The organism is Embleya sp. NPDC020630 (genome assembly GCF_044334985.1).
In the GTDB taxonomy this organism is placed as follows: domain Bacteria; phylum Actinomycetota; class Actinomycetes; order Streptomycetales; family Streptomycetaceae; genus Embleya.
The window spans coordinates 42109-66625 of record NZ_JBIRUB010000027.1; the positions used below are offsets into that span (position 1 = coordinate 42109).

Annotated in this window: 12 protein-coding genes; all 12 read left to right on the forward strand. The window is 72.2% G+C overall.

The window, feature by feature from the left end; translation table 11 throughout:
* The first annotated feature begins 53 nt into the window (after nucleotides 1-53).
* The 12 genes from ACH4XV_RS42955 to ACH4XV_RS43010 all read left to right on the forward strand — a co-directional run bounded on the left by ACH4XV_RS42955 (nucleotide 54) and on the right by ACH4XV_RS43010 (nucleotide 24493).
* Nucleotides 54-8051: an amino acid adenylation domain-containing protein gene (locus ACH4XV_RS42955; RefSeq protein ID WP_395799084.1), complete on the forward strand. Its 7998-nt coding sequence runs from the start codon at nucleotides 54-56 to the stop codon at nucleotides 8049-8051.
* Entirely contained in the window at nucleotides 8048-15376 is a 7329-nt protein-coding gene (locus tag ACH4XV_RS42960; RefSeq protein WP_395799085.1) for an amino acid adenylation domain-containing protein, read from the forward strand. The genes ACH4XV_RS42955 and ACH4XV_RS42960 overlap by 4 nt, the downstream gene beginning before the upstream one ends.
* 68 nt (nucleotides 15377-15444) lie before the next feature.
* The gene (locus ACH4XV_RS42965; protein ID WP_395799087.1) at nucleotides 15445-15651 is read left to right on the forward strand and encodes an MbtH family protein; all 207 of its coding nucleotides are present in this window, start codon (nucleotides 15445-15447) and stop codon (nucleotides 15649-15651) included.
* Complete coding sequence (locus ACH4XV_RS42970) at nucleotides 15648-16625, forward strand: ATP-binding cassette domain-containing protein (RefSeq protein ID WP_380009104.1); 978 nt, start codon at nucleotides 15648-15650, stop codon at nucleotides 16623-16625. The genes ACH4XV_RS42965 and ACH4XV_RS42970 overlap by 4 nt, the downstream gene beginning before the upstream one ends.
* Entirely contained in the window at nucleotides 16622-17509 is an 888-nt protein-coding gene (locus ACH4XV_RS42975; protein ID WP_395799090.1) for an ABC transporter permease, read from the forward strand. Before ACH4XV_RS42970 ends, ACH4XV_RS42975 begins: the two co-directional genes overlap by 4 nt.
* Nucleotides 17510-17620: 111 nt before the next feature.
* Nucleotides 17621-17869: an acyl carrier protein gene (locus ACH4XV_RS42980; protein ID WP_395799092.1), complete on the forward strand. Its 249-nt coding sequence runs from the start codon at nucleotides 17621-17623 to the stop codon at nucleotides 17867-17869.
* 61 nt (nucleotides 17870-17930) lie between these two features.
* Nucleotides 17931-19193 (forward strand): beta-ketoacyl-[acyl-carrier-protein] synthase family protein, encoded by a 1263-nt coding sequence (locus ACH4XV_RS42985; RefSeq protein WP_395799094.1) that lies wholly within the window; start codon nucleotides 17931-17933, stop codon nucleotides 19191-19193.
* A gap of 8 nt (nucleotides 19194-19201) precedes the next feature.
* Nucleotides 19202-20329, forward strand: coding sequence for a beta-ketoacyl synthase N-terminal-like domain-containing protein (locus tag ACH4XV_RS42990; protein ID WP_395799096.1), 1128 nt, complete (start codon nucleotides 19202-19204; stop codon nucleotides 20327-20329).
* Entirely contained in the window at nucleotides 20326-21054 is a 729-nt protein-coding gene (fabG, locus tag ACH4XV_RS42995) for a 3-oxoacyl-[acyl-carrier-protein] reductase (protein WP_395799098.1), read from the forward strand. The genes ACH4XV_RS42990 and fabG overlap by 4 nt, the downstream gene beginning before the upstream one ends.
* Nucleotides 21054-22766 carry a phytoene desaturase family protein gene (locus tag ACH4XV_RS43000; RefSeq protein ID WP_395799099.1) on the forward strand — a complete coding sequence of 571 codons (1713 nt, stop codon included), beginning with the start codon at nucleotides 21054-21056 and terminating at the stop codon, nucleotides 22764-22766. The genes fabG and ACH4XV_RS43000 overlap by 1 nt, the downstream gene beginning before the upstream one ends.
* A gap of 74 nt (nucleotides 22767-22840) precedes the next feature.
* On the forward strand, nucleotides 22841-23872 hold the full coding sequence (gene sbnB / locus ACH4XV_RS43005; RefSeq protein WP_395799101.1) for a 2,3-diaminopropionate biosynthesis protein SbnB: 1032 nt from the start codon (nucleotides 22841-22843) through the stop codon (nucleotides 23870-23872).
* A gap of 144 nt (nucleotides 23873-24016) precedes the next feature.
* Nucleotides 24017-24493, forward strand: a complete 477-nt coding sequence (locus ACH4XV_RS43010; RefSeq protein WP_380009127.1) for a MaoC family dehydratase — start codon at nucleotides 24017-24019, stop codon at nucleotides 24491-24493.
* The last annotated feature ends 24 nt before the right edge of the window (nucleotides 24494-24517 follow it).

A 24517-nucleotide genomic window follows, 5' to 3' on the forward strand; every position in this document is an offset into this window, starting at 1 on the left:
AAAGGATCGAGAGTCGATTCGAGGCTGAGCTGAGGATGACGGAGAGCAAAGCGATGGCAAAAAACCGGGGTACTGTCCTTCCGCTCACCGCGGCGCAGGCCGAGATCTGGTTCGACGAGCGGTTCGCCACCGGGCCGCTGGCCTACAACATGGCGGACTACATCGAACTGCGCGGGCCACTCGACGTGGGGTTGCTCGTACAGGCGATGCACCGCCTCGCCGACGAGGCCGAGGGAGTGCGCGCGCAGTTCCTCGAAGAGGACGGCGTACCTGGGCAGATCATCCGTCCACTCGCCCAACTCCCGCTCAAGATCTTCGATTTCAGCGAAAAGGCCGAGCCGTTGGCCGCCGCCGAGCGGTGGATGCGCGCCGACCACGCCGAGCCCCTGAAGGTCACCGACTTTCCGCTGTATCGCGGCGCGCTGATCAAGCTGGGACCCGAGCACCACCTGCTCTACCTGTGCATGCACCACATCCTCATCGACGGCTACAGTCGCGTGCTCCTCTACCCGAGGCTCGCCGAGCTGTACACCCGGCTCGTCGCCGGCATCGCCGATTCGGCAGCGGACCCCGGCGCCATCCCGGCGTTCCACCGCCTCCTGGACGCCGAGCGCGAATACCGCGACTCGCCGCTGGTCGAGCGGGACCGTACCTACTGGACGCAGCGCCTCACCTCCGGCGCGCACGGGCCGGCGCCCGAGCTGGTCTCCCTCTCCGAGGAGGAGCCCGCCCCCGGCCGCGGTGCGTTGCGCCACACCTCCCGCCTCTCCCCCGAGGCCACCGACGCGCTGCGCGCCCTCGCCCAGGACGGCAAGGTCACCATGCCCGTCCTGATGGTCGCCGCGATGGCCGCCTACACCCAGCGGGTCACCGGTGTCGCCGGACCGCTGCTCACCCTGCCGGTGACCGGCCGGGTCGGCGCCATCAGCCGGCAGATCCCCGGCATGCTCGCCAACTACCTGCCGCTCGCCGTGCGGGTGAGCCCGGAGATGACCCGCACCCAGCTGCTGCGCCGGGCCTGGGTGGAGGTGGCGAGCGCGCTCAAACACCAGCGCTACCGCGGCGACCGCATCCGCCGCGACATCGGCCTGCGCACCGACGACCAGCGCGCCTTCGGGCCGTTCATCAACGTGCTCAACCAGGACCCGGAGCTGGCCTTCTCCCACGACTGCCGCGGTTTGGTGGTCAACCTGTCCACCGGCATCGTCAAGGACCTCATCATGACGGTCCTGAACACGGCCGACGGCACGATGGAGATCCACCTCGACGGCAACCCCGAGCTGTACGGCTCCGCGGAACTCGCCACCCACCTGGCCCGTTTCGAGACCTTCCTGGCCGCGCTCGCCGCCATGCCCGCCGACCAGCCGCTCGGCCGGGTCGGCCTGGGCGCGACGGGTGAGCTGCTCGGGCTGCTCGGCGAGTGGGACCCCGCCGCCGAAGGGGAGGCGGACGAAGGGCTCGTCGAACGAATACGTGCCGTGGCGACGGAAACGCCCGATGCGGTGGCCGTGTCCGACGGCGCCGAGAACGTCACCTATCGCGAGCTGGTTACGCGCGTCGCAGGCGTCTGCGTCCGGCTGGCGGAGGCCGGGGTGTCGGCGGGTTCGGTGGTGGCGATGTTCGCCGATCCCGGGGTGCCGTTCGTGGTGGGTGTGTTGGGTGTGTTGGGGGCGGGTGGCGCGTATCTGCCGCTCGATCCGGCCGCGCCGACCGCCCGCAACGGTGCGCTGCTGCGGGACAGCGGCGCGGGCCACCTGCTGGTGGGCGCGGGATACGAGGCATCGGCCGGCGAACTCGCCCGCTCGGTCACCACCGCCCCGGTCACGGTCGTGGGCCTGGCGGACACACCTGCCTGCCGCGAGCTGCCGGCTTGTGTCGGTTCCGGGGCCGACCTGGCGTATGTGATGTTCACGTCGGGGTCCACCGGTCGTCCCAAGGGCGCCATGGTGCAGCGGTCCGGGATGCTCAACCACCTGTGGGCCAAGGTCGCCGATCTCGACCTCGCGGCCGGTGAGTCGGTCGTGCAGAACGCGCCGCTGACGTTCGACGTGTCGGTGTGGCAGATGTTCGCGCCGCTGGTCGTCGGCGGTCGGGTGCGGGTGTGCGGCACCGACATGGCGGCCGACCCCACCGCGCTGTTCGCCCTGGTGCGCGACGAACGGGTCGCGGTCCTGGAGGTTGTTCCCTCGCTTTTGCGGGCGGCCCTGGATGCCTGGGACATCGAGGGCATCGCCCCCGAACTGCCGGATCTGCGGTGGCTGATGACCACAGGTGAGGCGCTGCCGGTCGATCTGTGCCGGCGTTGGCACGCGCGTCATCCGAAGATCCCGCTGATGAACGCGTACGGGCCCACGGAGTGCTCGGACGATGTGACGCATGCCGTGATCACCGCCTCCGACACCCTCGACCTACGGGTGCCGATCGGTACGGCGGTGCGGAACACCCGCCTGTACGTGCTGGGTGACGAGCTGCGGCCGGTTCCGGCCGGTGTGCCGGGGGAGTTGTATGTCGGCGGTGCCGGTGTCGGACGCGGCTACCTGCACGATCCCGCGCGTACCGCGGCCACGTTCGTCGTCGATCCCTTCGCGGGTGGCGGTGCCCGGATGTACCGCACCGGCGACCGGGTCGTGCAACGCGCCGATGGGCAGCTGGAGTTCATCGAGCGTCGCGACCACCAGATCAAGATCCGCGGACGGCGTGTGGAGACCGGCGAGATCGAGGCCGTCATCCGCTCGCTGGACACGGTCGCCGACGCCGCCGTCGCGGTGTTGCCCGACGCGTCCGGGAACCCCCGCCTGGTCGGCTACCTCACCGGGCCCGGCGTGGACGCCGGCAGGGTACGCGCCGAACTGGCCCAACTCCTGCCCGCGTACATGATCCCCGCCTCCTGGGTGGTCCTGGACGCGATGCCGCTGACCTCGAACGGCAAGCTCGACCGCAAGGCGCTGCCGTCGCCCACCACCGCCGATCGGGACACCGCGCGCGGGCCGCGCAACGAGAACGAGCGGCTGCTGTGCGGCATTTTCAACGAGGTCCTGGGCCTCACCGATGTCGGCATCGACGACGACTTCTTCACCCTCGGCGGGGACAGCATCCGCTCGATCCAACTCGTCAGCCGCGCCCGCAAAGCCGGCCTCGCCCTCACCACCCGCGACATCTTCACCCACAAGACGGCCGCCGCCCTCGCACAGGCGGCGGGCAGGGTCGACGCCGAGGCCGCGAGCGGCGCCGGCGCGGGCGCGGACGACGAGGGCAGCGGCCCGTACGAACTCACGCCGATCATGGCCCAGTTGCACGACGACAGCGGCAGCCTCACCGGGCCGGTCGTCAAGTACAGCCAGCACGTCGTGGTGCGCGTTCCCGCCGCGCTCGACGCCGACCGGCTCGACGCGGCCCTGCACGCCCTGGTCGACCACCACGACGCGCTGCGCACCCGGGCCACCGAACCGGCCCCGGGGCTTTGGCACGCGGAGGTCCTGGAGCCGGGCGCGCTTTCCGGCGAGCGCCTGGTCATCGCCGTTCAGGGCCTCGACGGCGGTGCGGACGCCGAGGACGTCCTCGGATACACCGAGCGGCAGGCGGCGGCGGCCCGCGCCCGACTCGACCCCGCCGGCGCCGTCATGGTTCAGGCGGTGCTGATCGGCGCGGGACCCGACGCCGACACCGCCTGGCTGGTGCTCTGCGCCCACCACCTCGTCATCGACGGCGTGTCGTGGCGCATCCTGCTGCCCGACCTGGCGGCCGCCTACGAGGCGCTCGCCGCCGGCCGCGCCCCGGCCCTCGACCCCGTAGGCACCTCGTACCGCAGCTGGTCGAAACTGCTCGCCGAGCAGGCCCGCACCCAGGTGCGTGGGCCCGAACTCGCCCTGTGGCAGGGCATCCTGGCCGGACCCGACCCGCTGGTCGGCACCCACCGGCTCGACCCCGCCACGGACGTGTACGGCACCCGGCGCACCCTCCGCCTCGAACTGGGCCCCGACGTCACCGGGCCGCTGCTCACGGAGGTCCCCGCGGCCTTCCACGCGGAGGTCAACGACGTCCTGCTGACCGGTCTCGCGCTCGCCGTCGCCGACTGGCGCCGGCGGCACGGCCACGCCCGGTACGCGCAGACCCTCATCGAGCTGGAGGGCCACGGCCGCGAGCAGCTCGGCGACGACCTCGACCTGTCCCGCACCGTCGGCTGGTTCACCAGCGCCTTCCCGGTGCGCCTCGACCCCGGCACGCTCGACTGGGACGAGGTGTGGGCGGGCGGCCCCGCCCTGTCCACAGCCCTCAAGCGGATCAAGGAACAGCTGCGCGCGCTGCCCGACCGCGGCGTCGGCTACGGCCTGCTGCGCTACCTCAACCCGCACGCCGCCCGCGCCCTCGCCGGCCTCAACCGGCCGCAGATCGGCTTCAACTACATGGGCCGCTTCGACGCCCGGGACACCCGGCTGTGGGAACCCGTCGCCGGCAACGGCGTCGTCGGCACCGGCGCGCACCCGGGCATGCCGCTGCCGCACCTGCTCGACGTCACCCCCGCGACCGAGGACCGCCACGACGGACCGCACCTGATCGCCAACTGGGCGTGGGCGGGCCGGACCGTGGCCGAGGAGGACGCCCAGGACATCGCGCAGACGTGGTTCCGCGTCCTGGAACTGCTCGCCCGGCTCGCCGGCGCGCCGGGTGCGGGCGGCCTCACCCCGTCCGACCTGCCGCTGGTGGAGCCGGCGCAGGGCGAGATCGAGGAGTACGAGGCCGAGTTCGCGCGGGCCGGCACGGTCCTCGTGGACGTCCTGCCGCTCACCCCGCTGCAGCAGGGCATGCTCTTCCACGCCGACTACGACACCGCGGGCGCGGCCGAGGCCGAAGACGACGCGGACGCGGTGGACGCCGTGGACGTGTACACCCTGCAGATCGTCGCGGACATCGAGGGCTACCTCGACCCCGCCATGCTGCGTGCGGCAGGCCAGGCGCTGCTCGATCGGCATCCGAATCTGCGCGCCTCGTTCCGGGCCCGCGCCACCGGCGCACCCGTTCAGCTCATCCCGCGGCACGCCGAACTGCCCTGGCGGGAAATCGACCTGACGGATCTTCCGGAGTCCGCGAGGGCCGCCGAACTGGACCGGATCGCCGACGCCGAGCGGGCCCGTCGCTTCGACCTCGCGGCCCCGCCGCTGCTGCGCTTCACGCTGGTCACCCACGGCGAGGACCGGCACCGCTTCATCTGGACCAGCCACCACATCCTGGTCGACGGGTGGTCGATGCCGCTGCTCGTACGGGAGTTGTTCACGCTGTGCGCGACCGGCGCGGACGTCGCGCTGTCGGCCGACCCGGCCCCGTACCGCTCCTATCTCGCCTGGCTGACCGCGCAGGACCGGGAGGCGGCCAAGGCGGCCTGGCACGCGGTGCTCGCCGATGTGGCCGAACCCACGCTGCTCGTCCCGGACGATCGCGACCACGCCCCGATGTTGCCCGACTCGGTACAGGCCGAGGTGCCCCGTGAGCTGACGGCCGCCCTGTCCGGGTGGGCCCGCGCACAGGGGCTGACCCTCAACATCGTGGTGCAGGGCTGCTGGGCGCTGCTGCTCGGCCGGCTCACCGGCCGCCGGGACGTCGTCTTCGGCGCCGTCACCTCCGGCCGCCCCGCCGAGGTCCCGGACGTCGAGTCGATGATCGGCATGTTCCTCACCACCGTGCCGGTGCGCGCGCGGCTGCACCCCGGCGCCACCCTCACCGAACTGCTGCACGCCCTCCAGGATCAGCAGACCGCGCTGCTCCCGCACGAACACCTCGGCCTCGCCGAGATCCACAAGGCCGCCGGGCTCTCCGGCGAAGTCTTCGACACCGTGGTGCTCTTCGAGAACTTCCCGCTGGACGAGAACGGCCTCGACACCGGCGCCGACGGCCCGCGTGTGGTGCGCGCCGAGGCCAGGGACGCCCGCCACCATCCGCTGAGCATGGTGGTCTTCCCCGGCGACGCCCTGACCCTGCGCCTGGACTACGCGCCGGACCGGTTCACCCGGGACGACGTCGAGCGGACCGCGGTGATCTTCCAGCACCTGCTGCGCACGGTCGCGGAGCGGCCCGAACTGCCGCTCGCCCACGTCGATGTGACCGCCCCGGCGACCGCGGCCGGCCCCGGTAGGACCGGTGAGCTGGGCGGGCTGCTCGGCACATGGGACCCGTCGATCCCCGAGGAGAGCCTCGGCGTCGTCGAGCGGGTGCGCGCGGTGGCCGCCCGCATCCCCGACGAGACCGCCGTGTCGGACGGCACCACATCGCTCACCTATGGGGAGCTGGTCGCCGCGGCCGGTGGACTGTCCGTCCGGCTGGCGGAGGCCGGGGTGTCGACCGGCTCGGTGGTGGCGATGTTCGCCGATCCCGGGGTGTCGTTCGTGGTGGGTGTGTTGGGTGTGTTGGGGGCGGGCGGCGCGTATCTGCCGCTCGATCCGGACGCGCCGACCGCCCGCAACACGTCTCTGCTCGGGGACAGCGGCGCCGGCCATCTGCTGGTGGGCGCGGGATACGAGGCATCGGCGGCCGAGCTTGCCGCCTCGACGAACACCGTCCCCGTCACGGTCGTCGACCTGGAGGGCGCGCCGATCCCCGACGAGCTGCCGGGTTGCGTCGGCGGTGGGGCGGACCTGGCGTATGTGATGTTCACGTCGGGGTCCACCGGTCGTCCCAAGGGGGCGATGGTGCAGCGGTCGGGCATGCTCAACCACCTGTGGGCCAAGGTCGCCGATCTCGACCTCGCGGCCGGTGAGACGGTCGTGCAGAACGCGCCTCTCACCTTCGATGTGTCGGTGTGGCAGATGCTCGCGCCGCTGGTCGTCGGTGGTCGGGTGCGGGTGTGCGGCACCGACATGGCGGCCGACCCCGCTGCCCTGTTCGCCGTGGCCCGCGATGAACGGGTCGCCGTGCTTGAGGTCGTTCCCTCGCTGCTGCGGGCGGCCCTGGACGCGTGGGACCTCGAAGACGCCGCTCCGGAACTGCCGGATCTGCGGTGGCTGATGACCACAGGTGAGGCGCTGCCGGTCGATCTGTGCCGGCGTTGGCACGCGCGTCATCCGAAGATCCCGCTGATGAACGCGTACGGGCCCACGGAGTGCTCGGACGATGTGACGCATGCCGTGATCACCGCCTCCGACATCCTCGGGTCTCGGGTGCCGATCGGTACGGCGGTGCGGAACACCCGCCTGTACGTGCTGGGTGACGAGCTGCGGCCGGTTCCGGCCGGTGTGCCGGGGGAGTTGTATGTCGGCGGTGCCGGTGTCGGACGCGGCTACCTGCACGATCCCGCGCGTACCGCGGCCACGTTCGTCGTCGATCCCTTCGCGGGTGGCGGTGCCCGGATGTACCGCACCGGCGACCGGGTCGTGCAACGCGCCGATGGGCAGCTGGAGTTCATCGAGCGTCGCGACCACCAGATCAAGATCCGCGGACGGCGTGTGGAGACCGGCGAGATCGAGGCCGTCATCCGCTCGCTGGACACGGTGACCGACGCCGCCGTCGCGGTGTTGCCCGACGCCTCGGGCAATCCCCGTCTGGTGGGCTATCTCACCGGACCCGGCGTGGACGCGGCGGGGGTACGCGGGGAACTCGCGCAACGGTTGCCCGCGTACATGATCCCCGCGTCCTGGGTCGTGCTGGACGCGATGCCGCTGACCTCGAACGGCAAGCTCGACCGCAAGGCGCTGCCGTCGCCCACCACCGCCGATCGGGACACCGCGCGCGGGCCGCGCAACGAGAACGAGCGGCTGCTGTGCGGCATTTTCAACGAGGTCCTGGGCCTCACCGATGTCGGCATCGACGACGACTTCTTCACCCTCGGCGGAGACAGCATCCGCTCGATCCAACTCGTCAGCCGCGCCCGCAAAGCCGGCCTCGCCCTCACCACCCGCGACATCTTCACCCACAAGACGGCCGCCGCCCTGGCACAGATCGCCGCCGAACACGAGCAGGACGGTCCCGAACGCGCCGCCGTGGAGCCCGAGGGCAGCCTGATCTCCCTCTCCGACGAGGAACTGGCCGATCTCGAATTCGAGTTGAATGAGGAATTGTCGTGACCACCGCTCCCGGAGCCGGGTCGAAGATCAGCGAAGTACTGCCGCTCTCACCGCTGCAACAGGGGCTGCTGTTCCTGTCCTCGTACGACCCGGCGGCACCCGACCTCTACACGCTCCAGTTCGTCGCGGACATCGACGACCGGGACACGGACGACGGGCCCCGGCTCGCCGACCGGCTGCGCGCGGCCTCGGCGACGCTGCTGAGTCGACACTCGAACCTCAGAGCATGCTTCCGTAATCGCAAAAGTGGTGAACCCGTCCAGATCGTGCTCAAGGAGAGCGAGGTCGAGCCGGACTGGCACTTCCGGGACCTGACGGGACTGCCCGAGGCCGAGCGGGAGGCCGCGGCGCGGCGGCTCGCGCACGAGGACCGGCTGCGCCGCTTCGACCTGGCGCGTCCGCCGCTGATGCGGTTCACGCTGATCCGGCTCGGTGAGCGGCGGCACCGGTTGTTGTGGTCGGTGCACCACATCCTCATGGACGGCTGGTCCTTTCCGCTCGCCGTCCACGAGTTGTTGCTCCTCGGCGCGCGGCGCGAGCGGGCGGCACCGGCCGCGCCCGCGCCGTACCGGTCCTTCCTGACCTGGCTGAACGACCGCGACCGGGACGCCGCGCGGGCGGCCTGGGCCACGCTGCTCGCCGGGCTGGAGGGGCCCGTGCGGGTGCTTCCCGACGCGGGCCGGGCACTCGAACCGCCCTCGTTCGTCGAGCACGTACTGTCACCGCAGAGCACGGCCGCGCTCACCGGGTGGGCCCGCAGGCAGGGCCTGACCCTCAACAGCGTGGTGCAGGGCTGCTGGGCGCTGCTGGTCGGCCGGCTCACCGGCCGCCAGGACGTCGTCTTCGGCGTCGTCACTTCCGGCCGGCCCGCCGAGGTGCCGGACGTCGAGTCGATGATCGGGCTCTTCGCCAACACCCTGCCCGTGCGGGCCGAGCTGCGCCCGGACCTGAGGGCGAGCGAGCTGTTCCGGGCGCTGGCCCGACAGCAGGTCGAGATGATGCCGCACGAGCACCTGCCGCTCGCCGAGGCGCAGGCCGCCTCCGGCATCCAGGGCGAACTCTTCGACACCGTGCTCGCGTTCCAGAACTACCCGCTGGACGGGGAGACCCTGCGCCGCGAGTTCGGCGGTGAGGTGAGCGCGGCCGAGATGCACTCGGCCACCCACTACCCGCTGAGCCTGACGGTGTTCCCCGGCGAGCGCCTCGATCTGCGACTCGCCTACAGGGACTCGACGCCGGCGCAGAGCGAGGCGACGGCCCGGGCCGCCGCGACACGTGTCCTCCATCGGTTCGTCCGCATCCTCGAGGAGGTCGCGGACGAGCCGGACACGCTCCTCGCCCGCCTCGGCGCGCCGGACCCCGCCGAGCGGGCGCGCCTTCTCACCGAGTGGAGCGGCGCGTCGGCCGCTCCGCGTGAGCCCGCCCGCCGCACCACCATCCCGGCGCTGTTCGCCGCGCAGGCCGCACGCACCCCCGACGCCGTCGCGGTCACCGTGCCCGGGACCGAGGGGCCCGGCGGCACCCTCACCTACCGGGAGCTGGATGCCCGCGCGAACCGGCTCGCCCACCTCATCGCCGCGCGGGGCGCGGGGCCCGAGACGTTCGTGGCCCTCGCGCTCCCGCGCGGCGCGGAGCTGATCGTCGCGGTCCTCGCCGTTCTCAAGGCCGGCGCGGCCTATCTACCCCTGGAACCGGGCCACCCGGCGGACCGGATCACCTACGTGCTGCGTGACGCGGGCCCCGCGCTCCTGCTGACGTGCGCCGACGCCGGACTGCCGGAGTTGCCCGACGCACCGGCCGTGGAGCGTGTCGACCTCGGGGCCGAGGAGACCTCGGTCGCGCTCGCCGCCTGCCCGGACACGGACCCGGGTCTCGACGCGGATCCGGAGCATCCCGCGTACGTCATCTACACCTCCGGTTCCACCGGCCGTCCCAAGGGCGTGGTGGTACCGCACCACAACGTGGTGCGACTGCTGGACTCCACCGACGACCGGTTCGGCTTCGGACCCGACGACGTGTGGACCCTTTTCCACTCCATCGCCTTCGACTTCACGGTGTGGGAGTTGTGGGGCGCGCTGTTGCGCGGCGGGCGCCTGGTCGTCGTGCCGTACGACGTGTCGCGTTCCCCCGGCGCGTTCTTGGACCTGCTCGCCGGGGAGGGGGTCACCGTCCTCAATCAGACGCCGTCCGCGTTCTATCAGCTGATCCGCGCCGACTCCGAGCGTCCGCGCGAACTCGCGCTGCGTCGCGTGGTGTTCGGCGGGGAGGCGCTCGATGTCGGCAAGCTCGCCGACTGGTACGCCCGGCATGCCCCCGACCGGCCGCTCCTGGTCAACATGTACGGGATCACCGAGACGACGGTGCACGTCAGCTACCAGGAGTTGGACGCCGCGGCGGCGGCCGGCAACGGCGGCAGCGTGATCGGGCGCGGCATCGCGGACCTGCGGGTGTACGTGCTCGACGGCGCCCTCCAGCCCGTATCGGCGGGCGTGCCCGGCGAGCTGTACGTCGCCGGTCCCGGCCTCGCGCGCGGCTATCTGGGGCGTCCCGACCTGACGGCGGCGCGTTTCGTGGCCTGCCCGTTCGAGCCCTCGGGTGCCCGCATGTACCGAAGCGGCGACCTGGGCCGGTGGCGATCCGACGGCACGCTCGAATACCTGGGGCGCGCCGACGAGCAGGTGCAACTGCGCGGGTTCCGGATCGAGCCGGGCGAGATCGCCACCGTGCTCGGCCGGCATCCGCGCGTCGCCGAGGCGGCCGTGGTCGCCCGCGAGGACCGGCCGGGCGACCAGCGCCTGGTCGCGTACGTGGTGCTGCGCGACGACGCGGGCGACGGCCCGGAGGCGACGGCCGAACCGGGCGCGGAACTGCGGGCGTTCGTCGGTGAGCGGCTGCCCGACTACATGGTCCCGGCGGCCGTGGTGCGGCTGGCCGCGCTGCCGCTGACCGCCAACGGCAAGCTGGACCGCCGTGCGCTGCCCGCACCCGCGTACGCCACGTCGGCGAGCGCCCCGCGCACCCGCGAGGAGGAGCTGCTCTGCGGCGTCTTCGCCGAGGTGCTCGGACTCGAACGCGTCGGCGTGGAGGACGACTTCTTCGCACTCGGCGGCCACTCGCTGCTCGCGACGCGCATCGTCAACCGGGTCCGCGCCGAACTCGGCGCCGAACTGCGGATACGAGACCTGTTCGAGGCATCGACGCCGGCGCGCCTCGCACAGCGGCTGCCCGGTGCGGAGCGCGGCAGGGCCCCGCTCGTCGCGGGCCCGCGTCCGGCGTCCCTGCCCCTTTCGTACGCGCAGCAGCGGCTGTGGTTCATCGAGCGCCTCGGCGCGCCCGACGGGCTCTACAACATCCCGCTGGCGGTCCGGCTCTCGGGGCCCCTGGACGTCGCGGCGCTCCAGGGGGCGCTGCGGGACGTCGTCGCGCGCCACGAGGCGCTGCGCACCGTCTTTCCGCCGCGCGCCACGGCCGGGGACGACGGTGCGGGTCCGGCCGAGCAGCGGGTGCTCGCGCCGGCCGACGCCCTCGTCCCGATGCCGGTGAGCGAGACGACCGAGGAGCGCCTGCCCGCCGCGCTCGCCGCCGAGGCGGCGCGCGGCTTCGATCTGGAGACCCGGATCCCGGTGCGGGCCGGCCTGTTCGCGCTCGGCCCCGAAGAGCACGTACTGCTGCTCGTGGTACACCACATCGCGGCCGACTGGTGGTCCCTCGCCCCGCTCACCCGTGACCTGACCGAGTGCTACCGGGCCCGACGCACCGGCCGTGCGCCCGAACTGCCGCCGCTGCCGGTGCAGTACGCGGACTATGCCCTGTGGCAGCGGGAACTGCTCGGCGACGCGGCCGATCCGCGCAGCGAACTGGCTCGCCAACTCGCCTACTGGACCGAGGCGTTGGCCGGTCTCCCGGAGGAGCCGGCGCTGCCCTTCGACTTCGCGCGCGGCGCCCGGGCGGGCTTTCGCGGCGGCCACGTCCGCACCGCGGTGCCGCAGGAGCTCGGCGACGACCTGTACCGGCTCGCGGCCGAGTGGGGCGTCAGCGTGTTCATGGTGCTGCACGCCGGGCTCGCGGCGCTGCTCACCCGGTTGGGCGCGGGCACCGACATCGCGCTCGGCAGCCCCGTCGCGGGCCGCACCGACGAGCGCCTCGACGACGTGGTCGGCATGTTCGTCAACACGCTGGTGCTGCGCACCGACACCTCGGGCGACCCGAGCCTGCGGGAGTTGGTCGAGCGGGTCAAGGAGTGCGACCTGGCCGCCTATCGGCACCAGGACGTGCCCTTCGAGAAGCTGGTGGAGGTGCTCAACCCCGAGCGGTCGATGTCGCGGCACCCGCTGGTCCAGGTGATGCTCGGCTTCCAGCAGGCGGCACCGGGCCCGGACGCGAAGACCCCCGCGGACACCGACACCGGGGTCTCGGTGACGCAGGAGCCCGTGCCGGGGGAGACCGCCAAGTGGGACCTGCTCTTCCAGCTCACCGAGGAGGCGGGGGACGCGGCCGGGCCGGGGTTGTCGCTGGCCGTCGAGTACGCCGCCGACCTCTTCGAGCCCGCGACGGCGCGCCGTATCACCGACGCCTACCTGCGGCTGCTGGCCGCCGGGCTCGCCAAGCCCGGTCGGCCGTTGTCCCGCCTGGACATCGTCGACCCCCGGGAGCACGCCGAACTGCTCGCCCTCGGCACCCATCGCATCGGCACCCCGCACACCACGGTCACCGAGCTGGTGGCGGCCCGGGTCGCGGCCGCGCCGGACGCCGTGGCCCTGATCCACGCCGAGCCGGGTTCCCCGGAGCGGTTGGTCGAGATCACGTACGCCGAACTGGACGCGGCCGCGAACCGTCTGGCCCACCTGCTGACCGCCCGCGGTACCCGCCGAGGCGACCTGGTGGCCCTGCTCCTGGAGCGCGGACCGGCCACCGTGATCACGGTGCTGGCGATCGCCAGGACGGGCGCGGCCTATCTGCCCCTCGACCCGTCGTATCCCGCCGAGCGGGTCCACGACATGCTGACCGACAGCGGTGCCCGCCTGCTGCTGACCCAGGAGTCCCTGGCGAGCCGGGCCGCCCTCGGCGCCGAGCGTGCCGGGGTCGAGGTCGTGGTCCTCGACGCCCCCGACACCGTGGCCGCGTCGGCCGCGCTGCCCGCCGCCCCGGGGCCCGCCGTGGTCGTCGAACCCGACGACCTGCTCTACGTCATCTACACCTCCGGCTCCACCGGAAAGCCCAAGGGCGTCGCCGTCTCGCACCGGGCCGCCGTGCGTCTGGTCGGGGGGCTGCCGGAGTTGGCGCCGACCCCGGACGACACCTTCCTGTGCTTCGCGGCGGTCGCCTTCGACGCGTCCACCTTCGAGATCTGGGCGCCGCTCACCCACGGCGCGCGGCTGGCGATCTGCCCGCCGGGGCCCGCCGACCCCGAGACGTTGGAGGCGTTCGTCGGCCGGGCGGGGGTGACGATCGCCTTCCTCACCACCCAACTCGTCAACACCCTCGCCGACACCCGGCCCCGCGCCATGGCCCCCGTGCGGGCCCTGTTCACCGGCGGCGAGGCGCTGTCCGCGGACCACATCGAACGCCTGCGGGCCGCGCTGCCGGACACCGCCGTATTCAACGTGTACGGCCCGACGGAGGCCACCACCTTCGCCACCTGCCAGAACACCGCCCTGGTCGGCGGCGGGGCCACCGTCCCCATCGGGCTGCCGATCGGGGACACCTGCGCCTACGTCCTGGACGAGACGCTGGGACTGGTGCCGCGCGGTGTGGTCGGCGAGCTGTACCTGGCGGGTGAGGGCCTCGCCCGCGGGTACCTCGACCGGCCCGGTGCGACGGCCGACCGCTTCGTGGCCTGCCCGTTCGGGGCGCCGGGCGAGCGGATGTACCGGACGGGCGACCTGGTGCGCTGGGACCGGCACGACCGGATCGACTACGTCGGCCGCGCCGACCAGCAGGTGAAGATCCGCGGCTACCGCGTCGAACTCGGCGAGATCGAGCGCCATTTGAGCGCCCATCAGGCAATCGCGCGGGCCGCCGTGCTGGCTCCCGCCGAGCGCACGGGCCAGCGTCGCCTGGTCGCCTACGTGGTGCCGGCCCCCGGCTGCCCGAACCCGGAACCGGAGGAGCTGAAAAGGCACTTGGCGCGTTCCCTGCCCGGTTACATGGTGCCGGACAGCTATCTCCCGCTGCCCGCGCTGCCGCTGAACGCCAACGGAAAGCTCGACGTCAAGTCCCTGCCCACCCCCGACCGCCCCCGGGCCGGCGCCGATCGCGCGCCGCAGCGGCCCCGCACCGAGCGGGAAAGGTTGTTGTGCGCGGCGATCGAGGAGGTGCTCGGTGTCGACGACGTGGGCCCGGACGACGGATTCTTCGCACTGGGCGGGGACAGTCTGAAAGTGATCAGGCTGGTCGACGGCGCCGCCCGCATCGGTCTGCGGATCAGCCTCGGCGCGGTCTTCGAGCATCGCACCGTCGAGGCCCTCGCCGCGAGCGCGGTCACCGAGGGCGAGGCCGGCGACCCGCTGGGGCCCGTGTTGCCGATCCGCCCGACCGGCGGCAGGCCGCCGCTGTTCTGCGTACACGGCGGCCTGGGCTTCGCCATCCCGTTCGCCGCGCTCGCCGAGCACCTGGACCCGGAGCAGCCCGTCTACGGCCTCCAGGCGCGCGGCATCGCCGAGCCCGGCCCGCTGCCCGAGCACATCGGGGACGTCGCCGACGACTACCTGGCCCGGATCAGGGCCATCCAGCCGACCGGCCCGTACCACCTGCTCGGCTGGTCCTACGGCGGTGTCGTCGCCCACGAGATGGCCGTGCGACTGCGGGCGGCGGGCGAGGAAGTGGCCTACCTGGCGAACCTGGACGCCTACCCCGACGACGCGCACGGCGCCTCGCCGAGCGACGAGGAGTTCCTCGCCGACTTCCTGACGGAGGCCGGTGTCGACCCTGCGGGGTTCGACCGGCTCACCCCGCAGGGTGTCGCCGCGCACCTCGCCCGTTCCGGCGGCCCGCTCGCCGCGTTCGAACAGGGCACCCTGGAACGCCTGTTGGGCATCATGCGCAACAACCTGGAGCTGTTCCGGCGCTTCACCCCCGGCCGCTTCGACGGTTGCCCCTTGACGCTCTTCGTGGCGACCGGGGGCAGCGATCGGGGCACGCGGGACGAGCGCGCGCTCAAGCTCAAGAGCTGGGAGCCGCACGTCGGCCGGGCCATCGACGCGTACGACGTGGACTGCACGCACCAACAGATGATGCGACCCGCCCCGGCGGCGGCCATCGGCCGGGCCGTCGAGCACGCGCTCTCCGCTCTGGCGGCGGCCCGGGCCGCGGCCGAGCCCGCCTGACCCCCGACCACCCGATCACCCGACGCATTCGACGCATTCGAGCACCATCCGAGATCTGGAGAACATCCATGGCCAACCCCTTTGACCGCGAAGACGGCCGGTTCCTCGTCCTCGTCAACGACGAGGGGCAGTACTCCCTGTGGCCGTCCTTCGCCGCCGTGCCCGACGGCTGGCGGGTGGCGCTCGCGGAGACCGACCGCGCCACGGCCGTGGCCCACATCGAGCGCGACTGGACGGACATGCGTCCGCTCAGCCTGCAGCGTCGGGCGGGATGACCGTGGCCTCGTCCGATCTGGCCATCCTCGCCGAAGGGCTGCAGAAGCAGTACCGCGGCCACACGGCACTGCACCGCGTCGATCTGGCGGTGCCGGCCGGCACCGTCCTGGGCGTACTCGGCCCCAACGGCGCCGGCAAGACGACCACCGTCCGCATCCTCGCCACCCTGGTCGAGCCGTCCGCCGGCCGCGCCGTCGTCGCCGGGCACGACGTGGTGCGCGAGGGCAAGGAGGTCCGGCGGCGCATCGGCCTCGCCGGACAGTACGCGGCCGTCGACGAACTGCTCACCGGGCGCGAGAACATGGTCCTGCTGGCCAAGCTGCTGCGCTACGGACGACGCGGCGCGGCCCTGCGCGCGGCCGAGCTGCTGGAGCGGTTCGAGCTGACCGACGCCGCCGACCGCACCGTGGGCACCTACTCGGGCGGCATGCGCCGCCGGCTCGACCTGGCGACCTGTGTCATCGGCGATCCGCAGGTGTTGTTCCTCGACGAGCCCAGCACGGGCCTGGACCCCACCAGCCGAAGCGTCCTGTGGGACGTGGTGCGCGACCTGGTCGCCAACGGCGTGACCATCCTGCTCACCACCCAGTACCTGGAGGAGGCGGACGCGCTCGCCGATCGCATCGCCGTCATCGACGCGGGCCGCGTCATCGCCGAGGACACCCCCGCGGCGCTCAAGCGCATGGTCGGCAGCGAACGCCTGGAGGTGACCGTGGCCCGCCCGGAAAGCCTGGCCGACGCGGTCGCCGCGCTCGCCACGCTCGGCAGCGCCCAGGAACCGGTCGCCGACCCGGCCACCTTGCGGGTATCGGTGCACCTCGACCGGGGCGGCTTGGACGAGGTGGCGCGCGCCGCCGTCGCCCTGCGCGAAAAGGGCGTGGACACCGTCGACTTCGAGGTGTGCAAGCCCACGCTCGACGACGTGTTCTTCCAGCTCACGGGCACGGGACAAAAGAAGGAGAGCCGGCGATGACATCGACGACCGATGCCGTGGTGTCGCCGCCGGCGGCCGTCCCCGCGGCCTCGTCCCCGGTGCCGCGATCCGCGGAGTCCAGGGGCGCGCTGCTCGGCTACCTCGGCGACACCCTCGCCCTGGCCGGACGCCATCTGATCCACCTGCGCCGCTCACCCGGCCGGCTCGTGCTCGTGACGATGACGCCGCTGGTGATGCTCGTCGCCGTCGGCTACCTCTTTCGCAAGTCGATGAACGTCCCCGGCGGAGTCCCGTACGAGGACTTCATCCTGGCGGGCATCGCCGTCCAGGTCGGCCTGTCCGGCGTCGGCCCCACGGCCATCGGTGTCGCCCTCGATCTGCGCCACGGCCTGGTGGACCGGTTCCGCTCGTTGCCGATCGCGCCGAGTTCGGTGCTCATCGGCCGCACCCTGGCCGACCTGTGCGTCGGCGCGGTCAGCCTGACGGCGGTGTCCCTGGTCGGCCTGGCCGTCGGCTGGCGGCCGCACGAGGGCGTGCTGCGCACCGCCGCCGGATTCGCCGTGCTGCTCGCCTTCATCTACACCATGCTGTGGCTCGGAATTCTCCTCGGCACCACCCAGAAGAATGTCGAGGCCATCGACGGCACGGGCGCGCTCGTGCTCGTCGTCTTCAGCTTTCTTTCCAATGCGTATGTCGGTGTGAACGGCCTGCCGGAATGGCTGCGCCCGGTGGCCCAATGGAACCCGGTCACCGCCGTCATCACCACCTGCCGCAGGCTGTGGGGCAACGACCCGTCGGGCGCGGCGGGCAGCGGGTTCGCCGCCGACCACCCGGGCGTGGTCGCCACCATCACCCTGACGACGATCCTGGTCATCGCGGTCGCCGGCAGCGTACGGGGCTTCGAAAAGGCCGTCGGAAGGTGACCGGCAACCGCCGTCAGTGAGCGGTCAGTTGAATGTCATCGGCCCGTCATCGAGGCTGACTAATTTTTGCCGTAAGGCAAATTCGAGAACCTGGGAAACGGAGAAAAAAACATGACCACGGTTGTGCCCGAGCGCCTTACCCGCATCAGGGAAATCATCGCCGAGAACATCGATGTACACACAGAGTTCGCGGACGACACGCTGTTCATCGACGAACTGGGCGCCGACTCCCTGAAACTCATCGACGTGCTCAGCGCCCTGGAGATGGAGTACTCCATCGTCATCGACATGGACGAGCTCCCGAAGATGGTGAACGTGGAGACCACGTACCAGGTGACCGCCGCCGCCGCCGGTTGGTGAGCAGCGGGGGTTCCCGTCCCGGACCCCCCATCCACAGGCACCCCACTGCTTAAGGAGTCCGATGTCCACCGCACAGCCACCACCGGCGCCCCCCGCCCGCGCACCGGCGAATCGCCGCCGGGCCGTCCTCACCGGCCTCGGCGCGATCTCCAGCATCGGCACGGGTGTCGAGGAGTTCACCGCGGCGCTGCGGGCCGGCCGCTCCGGCGCCGGGCCGATCACCCGCTTCGACACCGCGGGGTTCGGCCACAACACCGCATGCGAGGTCTCCGAGTTCGAACCGGAGCGCTGGATCCGCAACGTACCCCTCGACGACATGGGCCGCGCCGGGCAGTTCGCCGTCGCCGCCGCCCGGATGGCGGTGGAGGACGCCGGACTCGGCGAGGCCGACCTGCGTGAGCGGCAGGCGCTCATCAGCATCGGCACCACCGACGGCGAGTCGCACGACATCGGCGTGCTCGTCGAGCAGGAACTGGCCGCCGGGGACCCGGAGGCCATGGACCCGGTCCTGTCCCGCCGCATCAACGCGGGCCGGCTGAGCACCGTGATCGCCCGCGAGCTGCGCATACCGAACGTGGAGGCCACCACCATCACGACGGCCTGCGCGGCGGGCAACTACTCGATCGGCTACGGCCTGGACGCGATCCGCTCCGGCGAGGTCGACATCGCGCTGTGCGGCGGAGCCGACGCGGTGTGCCGCAAGGCGTACCTCACCTTCAAGCGGTTCGGCGCGCTCACCCCGGACGTGGTACGGCCCTTCGACAAGAACCGGCAGGGCATCCTCACCAGCGAGGGTGCGGGCATCCTCGTTCTGGAGAGCCTGGAGTCGGCGCTGGCGCGCGGCGCGCACATCTACGCCGAGGTGCTCGGCTACGGCCTCAGCTGCGACGCCAATCACGCCACCGCCCCGGACCGCGTCGGGATCGCGCGCGGCATTCGCCTCGCCCTGGACGACGCCGGGGTCAAGAAGGAGGAGATCGACTTCATCTCCGCGCACGGCACCGGCACCAAGGCCAACGACCGCACGGAGTCGGCCGCCATCCTCGACGTGTACGGCGACGCGCCGCCGCGCACCGTGGCCCTGAAGTCGATGCTCGGCCACGCGATGGGAGCGGCGAGCGCCCTCGGCGCCATCGCCTGCAGCCTCGCCATCGAGCACGGGTTCATTCCGCCGACCATCCACCATCGGGAGACGGACCCGGCCTGCCCGCTCGACGTGGTGCCCAACCACGCCCTCGACGCGGACGTGCGGCTCGTGCAGAACAACTCCAGCGCCTTCGCCGGCAACAACGCCATCCTGATTCTGGGGACGTACGGAGAGTGAGTCCCACCATGAGTACCGCAGCAGTCACCCCGGCGGCCTCGCTGCCGCCGGAGACGCTCGTCATCACCGGGTGGTCGGCCGTATCCCCGCACGGCGTGACCCGCCAAGCCTTCGCCGCGGGCGTGCGCGGCGGCGCGAAGACGGCCGTGAAGGCGGACGCGGCGCTCGGCACGCTGCCGTCGCCCAACGTCTGCACGGTCCCGGACTTCGACATCCCGGGCCTGCTCGGCCCGACGGGCACGGCCAAGATGGACCGGCTCACCGCGCTGGCCCTGGTCGCCTCCGACGGGCTGCTCCTGGACGCCGAAGGCAACAGGGTGGTGCGGACCGACGAGGCCACCGGTGTGGTTCTCGGCATCTCCATGGGCAGCCTGGAGAACATGACGGACCTCCTGCGTCAGTCCTATACGAACGCGCTGCCCTTCCACGTCGACGCGGGCCGCATCCCCTTCGGCAGCCTCAACCACGCCGCGGGAGCCTGCGCGATCCGGCACGACCTCAAGGGCCCCAATACGACGGTCGCGGGCGGCCGGGTCAGCGGGCTGCTCGCCCTCAACTACGCGCGGCGGCTGATGAGCCAGGGCCGTGCGACGAAGTACCTGGTGGGTTCGGCCGAGGAGTTCTCCGCCATCCACGCCTGGTTCGAGTACACCGCCCTCGCGGCCGGCGACCCCTCGCCGCTGCTCGGCGAGGGCTGCGGGCTCTTCCTGGTCGAGCACGCCGGCGCCGCCGAACGCCCCGCGCTGGCCGCGGTGTTGAGCATCGAGAGCGGCATCGACATCGATGACGACCCGCGGGCCGCCGTCACCGGCTGCGTGCGCCGCGCCCTGAACCGCGCGGGCGTCACCCCAGACGAGGTGTGGGCGGCCGTCCCGTGCGCCGCCCCCACCGCCGCCGGACGGGCCGAGTCGGAGGCGCTGGCGGCGCTGCTGCCCGCCGACGCGCTGACCCGGGTGCCGTCCATGGAGCTGCTCGGCGACACCAGCGCGGCCTCCGCCTCCTTCCAGATCCAGGCGGTGCTCGGGGTGGCCGAGGCCGACCCGACCTCGTCCGGCCGGATCGCGCTGGTGTCCGCCGTCGACCGGGACGGCGCGGTGGCCTGTGCCGTCCTGCGACTGCTGGGGGAGCACGCATGATCGCGCTGGTCAGCGGCGGGTCCCGGGGCATCGGCAAGGCCATCGTGCTGCGCCTGGCCCGGGACGGGTACGACGTCGCGTTCTGCTACCGCTCGAACGACGAGGCCGCCGAGGAACTCGCCAAGCAGGCAGCCGAGTTCGGCACGCGCATCAGCGCCGCCCGCTGCGACGTGTCCGACGCGGCGGACGTGCGCGACTGGTACGCGCGGACCGAGCGCGAACTCGGCCCCGTCGACGTCGCCGTCACCTCGGCGGGCATCACCCGGGACCGGCCGGTGATCCTGATGCCCGAAGAGGACTGGGGCCAGGTCCTGCGGACCAATCTGGACGGCGTCTACCACGTGTGCCGCGCCGCCGCGTTCTCCATGAGCAAGCGCAGGAACGGCGCGATCGTCAACCTGTCCTCGGTCTCCGGGATCCACGGAAACATCGGGCAGGCCAACTACGCCGCCTCCAAGGCCGGGATCATCGGATTCACCAAGTCCCTCGCCAAGGAGTGCGGGCCACGCGGTGTGCGTGCCAACGTGGTCGCCCCGGGCCTGATCGCGACCGACATGGTCGACGACATGTCCGAGGCCGCGGTGGAGCGGATGCTGAAGAACGTGGCGCTCGGCCGCGCCGGCCGCCCCGAGGAGGTGGCGGACCTGGTGTCCTTCCTGGTCTCGGACCGGGCCTCGTACATCACGGGGTCGGTCTTCGAGATCCACGGTGGTGGCACCTTCTGATGGGGACCGGAACGCAGGGGGCCGGGGGCCTTCGGGACGGCTACGACGTGATCGTCGTCGGCAGCGGCATCGGCGGCCTGGTCACCGGCGGCTATCTGGCCGCCGACGGGCGCCGTGTGCTCGTCCTCGAACAGCACGACGTGGCGGGCGGCAACGCGCACGCCTTCCGCAGGCGGCGCAAGTACGAGTTCGACGTCGGCATGCACTACCTCGGCGACTGCGGGCCCGACGGGCTCATTCCCACGATCCTGTCCGGGCTCGGCGTCCGCGACCGGGTGCGCTTTTTGCCCATGGACAACGAGCACGGCTTCGACCGGGTCATGACGCCCACCGCGACCCTGGACGTGCCGGCCGGGTGGGACGCCTACGCCGCTCGGCTCAGGCAGGCATTGCCCGAGGAGGCCGACCGCGTCGACCGTTTCATCGACCTCGCCACGTCGCTGGCCGCCGTGAACCGGGCCAGTCTGACCGGCGATTCGATGGCGCAGTTGTGCCGCAGGTTCCCGGAGGCGATGCGCTGGACCCGCCGTACGCTGGGCGAGGCCCTGGACCACTGCGGCCTGTCCGCCAAGGGGCGAACCCTGATCGCGGCCCAGGCCGGCAACTACGGCTCGATGCCCGACGGGGTCGGCTTCGCCGAGCACGTCAACATCACCGACCACTACCTGCGCGGCGCGTACTACCCCGAGGGCGGCGGACAGGCCCTGGTGGCCGCGTTCGTCGAGGCGCTCGAGGCGTACGGCGGCGAGCTGCGCACCCGGTGCGAGGCACGCCGCATCCTGATCGAGAACGGGCGCGCCACCGGCGTCGAACTCACCGACGGGCAGCGCATTTCGGCGCCGCTGATCATCTCCAACGCGGACTACCGGCGCACCGTCCTCGACCTGTGCGGCGGCGAGGCGGCCTTCCCCGCCGGCGTCGTGGCACGGACCCGCGAGGCGACCATGCGCAATGCCATCGTCTCGGTGTACGTCGCGCTGGACACCGAGTTGCCGGCGCTGCCCAACGCCAACATCTGGTGGCACGGCAGCGACGACATGGAGGGCGCGCACGCGGCGATGCTGGAGCGGTACGCGCGCGACAAAACGATGGACACGGTGTCGCAACTCGCCCTGTTCTTCGCCTCCCTCAGGGACCCGGGGGCGCACGCCGTATGCCCGCCCGGCCACAGCAACTTCCAGCTCATGATGAACTGCCCGTTCGGTTACGACTTCTGGGGGGTGCCGGGCGGACCGGTGGACGGCGAGCCGTACCGCCGCAACCCCATCTACCTCGCCCGCAAGCGGGAGTTGACCGAGGCGATGCTGGACACCGCCGAGAAGATCCTCGGCCCGTTCCGCAGCCGCATCACACACGTGGAGACGGCGACTCCGCTGACCAACGAGCGCTACATCCGAGCCGGCGGCGGCACACCGTACGGCATGGCCACCTGGGGCGGCACGGCCCGGCGGCCCGACGTGCGGACCGAGGTCGAGGGTTTGTACGTGGTCGGCCAGAACGTCCGCTACGGCAGCGGCATCGGCGGTGTGGCGACCTGCGGAATCGCCGCCGCCTCGCGCATCCTCGGCCGCGGGCTGTTCGCCGAGGCGTACACCGGCGCGGTGCTCGGCGACGCCTCCAGACTGCCCGAACGGGCACCGGACTGGGACCCGCTGGTCGTCTCGCGCGGACAGGCGCGGCGGGGCGCGAAGGGCCTGGCCCGCATCGGCTGAGGGTCGGCCCGCCCGCGACCGATCACCTTCCCATCCCGACCGGGTTCTTTCGTCCCACCAGGAGCAGTGTTCCCATGAATCAGGTACCTTCCTTCGCCGTGGTCTCCGGCGCTCAGGTGGACCGAGTCCTCAGCGGGCGTGAGGAAGAGGTCGTCGCGACGATCGAGGCCGCCTACCGGCTGCACGGCGAGGGGCAGACGGTCAACCCCGACTCGTACTTCCTGCGCTTCCCCGATCGTCCGTCGTCGCGGATCATCGCGCTGCCCGCGTCGATCAAGGGCGACGTGGAGGTGCACGGCATCAAGTGGATCTCCAGCTTCCCGGAGAACGTGGCCGCCGGCATCCCGCGCGCCTCGGCCGTGCTCATTCTCAACGACGCCGAGACCGGCTACCCGTTCGCGTGCCTGGAGAGCTCCATCATCAGCGCGGCGCGCACCGCCGCGTCCGCGGCCCTCGCGGCGGCGCGGCTCGGCGCGGCGCGCGGGCAACGCCCCACGCGGGTGGGCTTCTTCGGGGTCGGCCTGATCGCCCGCTATGTACACCGGTACCTCGTGGGCAGCGGCTTCGCCTTCGAGTCGATCGGCGTGCACGACGTGTCGGCCGAGTACGCCGAGGGCTTCGCGGGCTACCTGCGCCGGGCCGAGGGCGAGGACCGCGGGATCACCATCCACGACAAGGCCGAGGACCTGATCCGCTCCAGCGATCTGGTGGTCTTCGCCACCGTAGCGGGCGAGCCGCATGTGAGCGACCCGCGATGGTTCGCGCACAACCCGCTGGTGCTGCACGTCTCCCTGCGGGATCTGTCCCCCGAGATCGTCCTGGACTCGTGGAACATCGTCGACGACATCGAGCACTGCATGAAGGCGAACACCTCGCCGCATCTGGCCGAACAGGCGGTCGGCAACCGCGAGTTCGTCGCCGGCACCCTGTACGACGTGCTCACCGGGGCGATCACCCCGCCGGCCGACCGGCCGGTGGTCTTCTCGCCGTTCGGCCTGGGCGTTCTCGACATGGCCGTCGCGAAGTACGTGTACGACCGCGTGCGCGAGACGGACGGACTGCACACCGTCCCGGACTTCTTCCACGAGCTCAAGCGCTACGGCTGACACCGTGCCGGGCCGGCTGTGCGCGCGCCGCGACGGGGCCATCCCGGGCGACCGCTGACAGCCGGCTGACGGCGCGCTGACCGAACGAACAACCGGCCCCGGAGCACCTTGCCGCGTCCTCGACGCCCACACAGAATCTGCCGCATGAGATCCTTTTCCAGCCTTGAGGAATTCGCCGGCGCGGCCGGCGAACACCTCGGCTACAGCGAATGGCTCGAAGTCACCCAGGGAAGCGTCGACCAATTCGCCGGTGCGACCGGCGACCTCCAGTGGATTCACGTGGACCCCGAGCGGGCGGCGACCGGACCGTTCGGCGGGACCATCGTCCACGGCTATATGACGCTCGCGCTGCTGCCCGCGATGATGCGGGCGATCTTCGCGATCGAGAAGGTGGAGCTGGGCGTCAACTTCGGCTTGGACAAGGTGCGTTTCCCCCGCCCCGTGCCGGTCGGGGCCCGGGTCCGCGGCGGCGCCAGGCTCACCAACGTCCGCGAAACGCCCTCGGGTCACCTGACCGCGGTGCGCATGACGGTGGAGGTCGAGGGCCGGCAGCAGGCGGCCTGCGTGGCGGATACCCTGTCGCTCTTCGTCGCCCCCGGGACGCCTCTGGCCGCGCCCTGACGGAGGTAGGGGAAACACCCCCCT

Excerpts from the sequence above, each read along its gene's own strand:
- ACH4XV_RS42955 (WP_395799084.1), top strand. The coding sequence starts at position 54 with ATGGCAAAAAACCGGGGTACTGTCCTTCCGCTCACCGCGGCGCAGGCC.
- ACH4XV_RS42965 (WP_395799087.1), top strand. The coding sequence starts at position 15,445 with ATGGCCAACCCCTTTGACCGCGAAGACGGCCGGTTCCTCGTCCTCGTC.
- ACH4XV_RS42970 (WP_380009104.1), top strand. The coding sequence starts at position 15,648 with ATGACCGTGGCCTCGTCCGATCTGGCCATCCTCGCCGAAGGGCTGCAG.
- ACH4XV_RS42975 (WP_395799090.1), top strand. The coding sequence starts at position 16,622 with ATGACATCGACGACCGATGCCGTGGTGTCGCCGCCGGCGGCCGTCCCC.
- ACH4XV_RS42980 (WP_395799092.1), top strand. The coding sequence starts at position 17,621 with ATGACCACGGTTGTGCCCGAGCGCCTTACCCGCATCAGGGAAATCATC.
- ACH4XV_RS42985 (WP_395799094.1), top strand. The coding sequence starts at position 17,931 with ATGTCCACCGCACAGCCACCACCGGCGCCCCCCGCCCGCGCACCGGCG.
- ACH4XV_RS42990 (WP_395799096.1), top strand. The coding sequence starts at position 19,202 with ATGAGTACCGCAGCAGTCACCCCGGCGGCCTCGCTGCCGCCGGAGACG.
- fabG (WP_395799098.1), top strand. The coding sequence starts at position 20,326 with ATGATCGCGCTGGTCAGCGGCGGGTCCCGGGGCATCGGCAAGGCCATC.
- ACH4XV_RS43000 (WP_395799099.1), top strand. The coding sequence starts at position 21,054 with ATGGGGACCGGAACGCAGGGGGCCGGGGGCCTTCGGGACGGCTACGAC.
- sbnB (WP_395799101.1), top strand. The coding sequence starts at position 22,841 with ATGAATCAGGTACCTTCCTTCGCCGTGGTCTCCGGCGCTCAGGTGGAC.
- ACH4XV_RS43010 (WP_380009127.1), top strand. The coding sequence starts at position 24,017 with ATGAGATCCTTTTCCAGCCTTGAGGAATTCGCCGGCGCGGCCGGCGAA.